Origin of the sequence: Pseudomonas edaphica, assembly GCF_005863185.1 — a bacterium.
Taxonomy (GTDB): Bacteria; Pseudomonadota; Gammaproteobacteria; order Pseudomonadales; family Pseudomonadaceae; genus Aquipseudomonas; species Aquipseudomonas edaphica.
On record NZ_VBVZ01000291.1, the window covers coordinates 1 to 7,631 of the forward strand.

Consider the following 7,631-nt stretch of genomic DNA (forward strand, 5'->3'; position numbering starts at 1 on the left):
TGAGCCAATTCTTGCAACCATTGCGGGTTGTCTTGGGCAGTGGCAAGAATTTTATAAAGTCTGCTCCGAACCATTCGTTCTGGGATGATACTTGTCGCATTATTTTTATTTGGAACCATCATTGGATCAGTGGGCCTTGCATCCTCCCTGGTGACGTATCTGCGTATCTCATTGACATAAAACGCGTCCTCAACATGCGGCCCTCTGGCGATGCGAGCGAGTACTGATTTGTAGGATGGCCACCTTGGGTTCACACCCAAACGTTCAAACTGATTTACTTCTTGGGCCATGATTCCACCTTAATTTCTGCTTGACCTGTTTTACCGGCTGCTGGCAAACCGACTTTAACGGTAACGCCTTGGACTTTGACTCTACCGCTTTGCAACGCGGACTCCAATGCTGTAGCCAACGCAGGATCGGATTGGGTTATAGAACCATTATCCAACCACCCTCTCAATCTTGTCGCCGGATCTCCATGCGGCGTGCGTGCCTGATTCACGCCATTCACCGAAGACTTCGCATCCATCACCACCACGGTAATCGTATCGCCATTGATCGCAACCGCGCAGCCATCACAGCCGTGGTTGCTACTGTTTTGCAGAGGTTTGAAATTGAGGCCGGTTTTCTCGTTAAGGGTTTGCAGGGCCAGTTGCTCGCCCAACACCCCATCATTTACAAGCGAACCGGTCTTCCAATTGGGAAGGTGCGACAGCGGGATACTTTCAAATGTCTGCCCAAACAGGTCTTCAACCCGGCTGATCTTGGGTGGATTGATTGCATCAGGGATAACCTGCCCTGGTCCTTTTGCCCCATCCGTCAGCAGCAACGGCGGCGTATTCACCTTCGAATATGAAGCAAGCTCACTACGCCCATCAGCGTACACAACCTTCATCGTATCGTCACTGACAGTGACAATGCTGCCCTTGGGAATCACTTTCCCACTCTGCAGCGTTACGCTCTCACTGAGTTCGACTGTCGTATTGGCCTGAATCGTGGCGCTTTTAACGTATTGGGGGCCGCCCACCGGCACGTGGTTGGGCACATCGATCGGATGTGGCCCTACACGTTCAAACTTGGCCAGCTTACCTTCAACACCACCCGCAGCCTTGGTGGCTGCAGCAATCTCTTTGAACCCATTGATAGAGACCTCGACGCCAGCTTTAGAAAGTGTTGACGCGCCCTGAGCAGCTCCCCCTGTTCCGCCGGTAGCAATGACTTGGGCGTACAACGCCACCGCCTCACCCATTTGCTTACCAAGCTTCTCGGCGTTTTCATCACCACCAACAACCAGCGCATCGCGAAGCTGACTAATTTGCGACTTGAAGCCAGCGGCAGCCGCACCGAAGAGCTTCTCCCCCTCCACTGACAATATGAACGCGTTCATAGCGTCAATGCTTGCAACTGGATCGCGCAGAACACCCACTGCACCGTTCAGAGTATCTATGCCAGCGCCTGCCATACTGTCTTTGAAACTATTAAAGAGCGCGCTGGCTGAAGCCATATCTTGGCTACCAGAAATAGATAACCACTTGCCCGTCACCTTCATTTTTTCGGTGAGCGTTTTGGCTTCTGCTACTTCCTTGACCATCTGGACTATTTGTTGGGTCGCCAACCAATTGTTGTCGACGTTCGCAATCGCAGCGTTAGTAGCCGTCGCCGCGCCGTTCGGGTTGCTCATTGCAGCAATGCCGGTCACCATCGACGCGATAATGTTGCGCTTGGCCTCTCGCTCCTCGCTGGTTTCGTTAGGGCTGGTTTCGTTGAAAAGGCCTGCGAGTAAACTACTGGCCGAACCACCCAGCGCGCCCGCTGAGCAGCTCTGGCTGCTGGCGGCAGCACCGGCACAGCCGAGAATGGCATGCAAGCTGGCGTGCTCGGGGCTGCCTTCTTTCAGCCCCTTGATGACCAGTTTGCCGATGTAGTCCGAGCCTTGTTGCTGGACGTAGTTAACGACCATGTTCTGTGCAAACTGCGCACCACCACCGGTTACGTTGCCGCTCGCACCCGCGACCAATGCGGTCGCGATTTGTCGATAGGTACCGCCCGCGCCCCAATCAGCGGCGACGGCATTGGCTTGTTTATTCAGGTCCAGGTATTTCTGTCGATGAACCGCTTGTACGTTAGGGTCGACTTCAGGGTCGCGGGACTTGGCAAATTCCTTTTCAGCGTCGCTACGCAGCGTATCCGCCTCACGGGCGCGAGTCTCCAGATACGCCGCGACGTTCTGAACAAACTTGCCGGTAATCTCGAAACCGACCTGAATTTCCTTCGCGTCGAAAATTGGCTTTAGCTTGTTACTGCCATCTCGATCACTGGACACGTCAGTATTGATTGCAGCCACAGCTTGCTCGGCCGTCTGGCCGGTCAACGCCTGCTGCTTGGCGCTGTCAGTAACCGTCACTGCTGCGCCGCTGATACCGCTCAAGGTTTTACTGCTGGAGCTGTCACCGGCGTACAGCGCAACAGGGGCGTTGACGCCGAACCCGCCTTTATCAGCCACTGGTGTACCGGTCTTGGTGGCATCAACGTTGCCGTTCGCATCCCTGCCAACCTTCCCGCCAGCGCTGTAGCCACCGCTCAGATTGATACTGGTGGCGTCGTAATCGGCTTTGTTCTTGATGTCCGAACTGGTTAACGTGCCTGTTGTGAGCGTGTTCTTACCATCAGCGACTGCTTTATCAGTGCTGGCGATGATTGCGCCCTTGAGGTCGGTATTACCCTTAACCTCAATCTGGAATCCACCGTCGCGCGCCTTGATGCCCGATTGATCACTGACACTGGCATAGTCGCTGTGCATTTTTTGCTGACCAATGCCACCACTGACACTGCTCATGCCCACACAGAACGGTGGTACGCAAATGCTGACCCCGACGTTTGCACTCAGTTGTTCCGAGCGATAGGTGCTGGTGTCTTGCAGGCTCTCGATATTGAGATCGCCGCCCACGTTGGCCCGAACCTGCTGACCGGTAACGACCGCCCCCTTGAGATTAGTATCCCCAGCGCTATCAAGGCGCACCGTCTGCCCAGCCTTTACGGACGTGTTGGTCTGAGTGACGTCATCACCATCGGACATACCCCGGCCTTTGTTGGCCGCCAGGTCCAATGTGAACCCGTTTTGCTGCCCACCAAAACTGAAACCAACACCCGCGCTCCAGCCGCTGTTGTTATTGGTGCTTTCCTGATGTGCCGTATTTTGTGCAGCGAGCAGATTGATTTTGCCGTCAGCCTTAAGGTTGGCGTCACCTCCTGCGTCAATCCGACTGCCCACCACATTTAAATTGCTATCAGCGCCCGCCCCCTTGGCAGTGATGTTGACGTCCCCCCCTGCAACCACACTGCTGCCGACCACGTTGCGACCACTTTGCTCACTCTCGCTGTGGCTGCGGCTGTCGCTCAAGTTGACGCTGATCTTTACCCCAGTGAGGTTTTTGCCCATCAACGCCTGGCCACCCTCGATGGCCGCATTGGCACTCATGGCGGCATTGACGGCAGACAGCGCAAGCATGCGGCCGTCGCTGGTTTGTTGAGCCGACTCAGCCGTTCCCTGGAGGCTTCGCAACGCGTCAACCATTGGAACGCTGACCGTCCCGCCAATTGCCGTGCGGCTGGTACTCGCCGTATTGCTGGCTTTGAGGGTGTCGAAGCCAGCCACGATGTCCACATGCTTGGCTTTGATATCGATGTCGCCTTTAGGCGCAACAACCTGGCTGGCAATTTGGGTGTATTGCTCGCCTGCTGAAAGGCCGACGTCCCCCCCCAGCGAGGCGATCTGGCTACCCGTTTGACGCGTGGTTTCGCTCTGCTCGGTTTTCTTGGTCTTAACGACACCCGTCGCACTTTGCCACCAGGAACCTACCTCTCCGACCTTTTTGCTATTGGCCTTGGAGCTGGCGCTTTCACTGTTCTCAGCACTGACCACTTCAAGATTGCGTCCCGTGTTGATCCGCAGATCGTGGTCAGTGACCAACGTACTTCCGCGCACGGAGGTATCGCGACCGCTGGTGATCTGCAAGCTATCAGCGCTGATGTCACTGCCGATGCTTTGCGAGGCACTTTGCTGGGCCTGCTGGCCTTTCTGCGTCGCAGACATACCAACAGTTAGGGACAGACCGACTTTGCTGGACTGCTTTGATTGGCTTGAGGTTTGCTGCACCTGTGCCGTGCCGATTTCAACGTCATTGCCAGCGTTGAGCTTTACGGCGCCCTCTGCCCGCAAAGCCGCAGCCTCTAGAGAAATATCGTTATCCGCTCGCAAGTTGATTGACTGGGCAACCAGCTCGGTACTATTGAGCGTTGTTTGACTGCTCGACTGGCTGCGAGACTTACTCGAAAACATCCCTTTTTTGGAGGAAGCGCTGGCCTGACTGGCATAGTTTTGCGCAGCCTCCAGATTGATGTCGTGCCCAGCGGTAGCCAGCAGCTCACCGCCACTGTTGATTTTCGCCCCTTCAAGATTGATATCCTGAGACGCAGAAATAACAACCTTCTTGCCCGCATCAATGGATGAGCTGATAGCAATATCGCTTTCACTCTCAGTCATTTTTTTACTCTTTTTACCCCATGATCCTTTTTTGGTTTTGGAGTAATAGGAGTAATCGCTGTCCTCGGCAGTGTTGAGATTCAAATCCTTACCGGCAAACAGATACGCTTCATCCCCAGCGGAAACCCGACTAGCCGTAACGGCTAAGTCCTGCCCTGCACTCAAAGACACATCCCGTCCGGCTTTTACCGTAGTCGACACCTGACTTACATGGTCTTCTTGAGCCTTAACTTTCTTCGAGTTGTACGCTGAGTGTTGCTCATCCGCCGCAGAGATCAGGCTCAGATCCCCAGTAGCCGACATAGCGACATCACGTTTGGCCTCAATCTGGCTAGCAATAGCCGTCAAATCCCGACCAGACACGGCCGAAAGGTCACGACCCACGCTGACAGAAGAACCGTGCTGGGTCACCGTACTGCTGCTGTTGCGACCTCCGGCGTAGCTGATGACCTGCTCTGCCGATCCAAAGCTCAGGTCGCGCCCGGCCTGAATAGTGGTGTCGCGCCCGCTCTGCAACACTGCGCCCTGGTTTGAGAAGTCCTGCCCCGCCTTGATACTCAGATCATTCGCCGCCTCAACCCGCGCAGCGCTATCCACATAATCGCGATGCTGCGAGTACCCTGCCCCTTTGTCATCCCAACCGGTCACGCTGCGTTCGTTGATCACATCGCCATTAATGGCGGTCAACGTCACATCACGCCCTTTGATGATGCCTCCGGCTTTGTTGACGATATTGTTGCCCGCCAGCAGGTCCAGGCGGTTGCCTGCTTCGATCAGCCCGCTGTTGGTCATGTCGTTGGCGGCCTTGGCCGACAGGTTGTTGGTGGCCCGCAGGGTGCCGGCGTTAACCAGGTTTTCGCCGGCAATCAGGTTCAGGTCGTTACCCGCGATCAAGGCTCCGGTGGGTGCAAGACGGTTGTTGGCCTGGGCCAGATACAGCACCGGCACCAGGACTTTTTCACCGTTCACTTCGTGCTCTTCCAGCCACACGATGTCATGCGTCAACGCCGCGACCTGTTGCGAGGTGAGGCTGACGCCCATCGACAGGTTCAGTTGCTGCTTGCTGCTGATGGCGTTGTCCATCAGGTACTTGAACAGTTTTTCGTCGGTGGTCTGGCCGTCGATAAAGCGTTGGCCGGTGCGTGCTTGCACGGCCTGCTGAATCAAGCGCTGTTCGTAGAGGCCATCGCCCAGGCGCTTCCAGCTTTCGTCCGGGTTGTAGCCCACGCCTTGCAGCAGGTAGTCCGAGCTCATGAATTGCTTGAGGTCGGTGAGTACCGGGTTGGTTTCGATCAGGTATTTGTGCGGTTGCGATACGGCACGACTTTCCGGCAGCCCCTGGACGCGGCTGATGGTTTGGCTGGCCAATGCCGTGGGTTGGCTGACCTGCGGTGGCTGTACGTTACCGACAACGGGTACGTCGTGGGCCGCCGGGGTAAGGCCCGGCAGTTGGGTATCCGGCGGTGCGATCGCAGCAACGTCTGCACTGCGCGCAACGGTCGACAAGCCCGGCACACGCAGATCAGGGAGAGCCCCGTCAGATGACGTATGCACAACCCTATCGCCTGGCGTTACGGCAGGCAGGTCGATGCCCGGCCGCGAACCATCGACCGCAGGATGGGGGACACCCGTAGGATTGCGGGCGTCAATGCCATCGACGCGGGTGATGTCTACGCCACTGGTGCGACCCGGTGGCAGGGGCTGCACATCGGCGCTGCCCACGGCGCCGGTATCAATGGCACTGGCAACCGCGTTGACGACACCGGCTTCACGAGCAGCCACGGCAACTTGGCGCGTGTTGGTGGTCACTTGCGCCGCGCCACCCACCTGAATCACACGTTCGTGGGCGCCAGGCAGGGCTTGTTGGCGTTGGCTTGGGTCCAGGCTGGCGCTGCCCAGCGTCCAATCCTGATTACCAGCACCTGCCTGCCCCGTAGTGCCACTTTGGCCACTTAAACGAAACAATCCGTTCTGCCCGCTGGGCAAACCGAAGCCCGGCAGGGTCAAGGGGTTGACCTGCTGTTGGGCAAGGTCGGGCGGCAATTGTGCATTGAGCACTACCACCCGGGTTTTGTTGGCGCCTACGCCGGTGTCCAGCGAACGGCCATCAACCGCCAGCGCGGTCTTGATCACGTTGATGTTGTTGATGCTTTTACTGGCGGTGAGCGCAGCGTTGCCACCGGCCTGAATAATCGCCGGGGCCACCACCTGGGTGCCGCCTTGTACCGCGATGGGCTGGTTGATGCCGGGAAACAGCGACGGGCTGAACCGCGTCATCAAGGCCGCAAACGCCGCCTCATCCACCGGCGAACCCTGCGGGTGCGCACGGTTATAGGCCTGCACCGCGGCGACCATCTGGTTGTATTGGCCTTTGGAGATTTTGGTAATGCCGCCGTACTCCTGGCTCTGGGAGCCGGAACCACCGGTGGCCGCCAGGTTCAGAATGTTCTCGCCGCTGATCGACAGATCGTTAGCAGCCGACACCACGCTATAGCGGTTGGTGAAGTTCTGACCGGTAATCACCATGTTGCGCCCCGAACTGATCGTGGCGGAAGGCGAGTTCGCTTCGATCACACTCTCAACCGTGCGGCTCAGGGACACCGCCGGGCGCCGGTCGCTCCAACCGCCGCTGCAATGCTGGGTGCAACGGATGCTCACGCCCACCGAGGTCAGCTGCTGGTTGAGGGTGAATTTCTCGCGCTCGTTGACCACGTCATTGGCCGACAGTCTGAGGTCGCCCACACTCTCGATGCTGGCAGAAACGTTACGCACACTCTGCGCCAGAGTGCCAGCGGCTACACCGGCCACCGTAAGGTTGCCCAGGCTGTAGATATCCGAATAGTTGTTGGTCAGGCTGCCGAGGTTGAAGGTCGAATCCTGGCCACTGAACAGGAAACCACGTGCGCCGATGCCGCTGGCGGCGTGGTCGTTGAGCAGGCTTTGTGCCGTCAGCACCAGGTTCTGTGAAGCCCCCAACGTGCCGGTGTTAACGATGCTGCCGGCGTTGATGCGCAGGTCGCTGCTGGAGGTCAAACGCCCCCGGTTGAGCAGTTGGCCCCCGGTGGTCAGTTGGGAAGCGCCGCCGCCTGCC

General features: G+C 57.4%; 2 protein-coding genes. Both read right to left on the reverse strand.

What is annotated here, in order from left to right:
- A partial coding sequence (locus FEM54_RS34365) for a hypothetical protein (protein ID WP_205894417.1) occupies positions 1–290 on the reverse strand: 290 nt, incomplete at its 3' end.
- Entirely contained in the window at positions 275–7,312 is a 7,038-nt protein-coding gene (locus FEM54_RS34370; RefSeq protein ID WP_240792771.1) for a hemagglutinin repeat-containing protein, read from the reverse strand. The genes FEM54_RS34365 and FEM54_RS34370, both read right to left, overlap by 16 nt.
- Positions 7,313–7,631 lie beyond the last annotated feature (319 nt).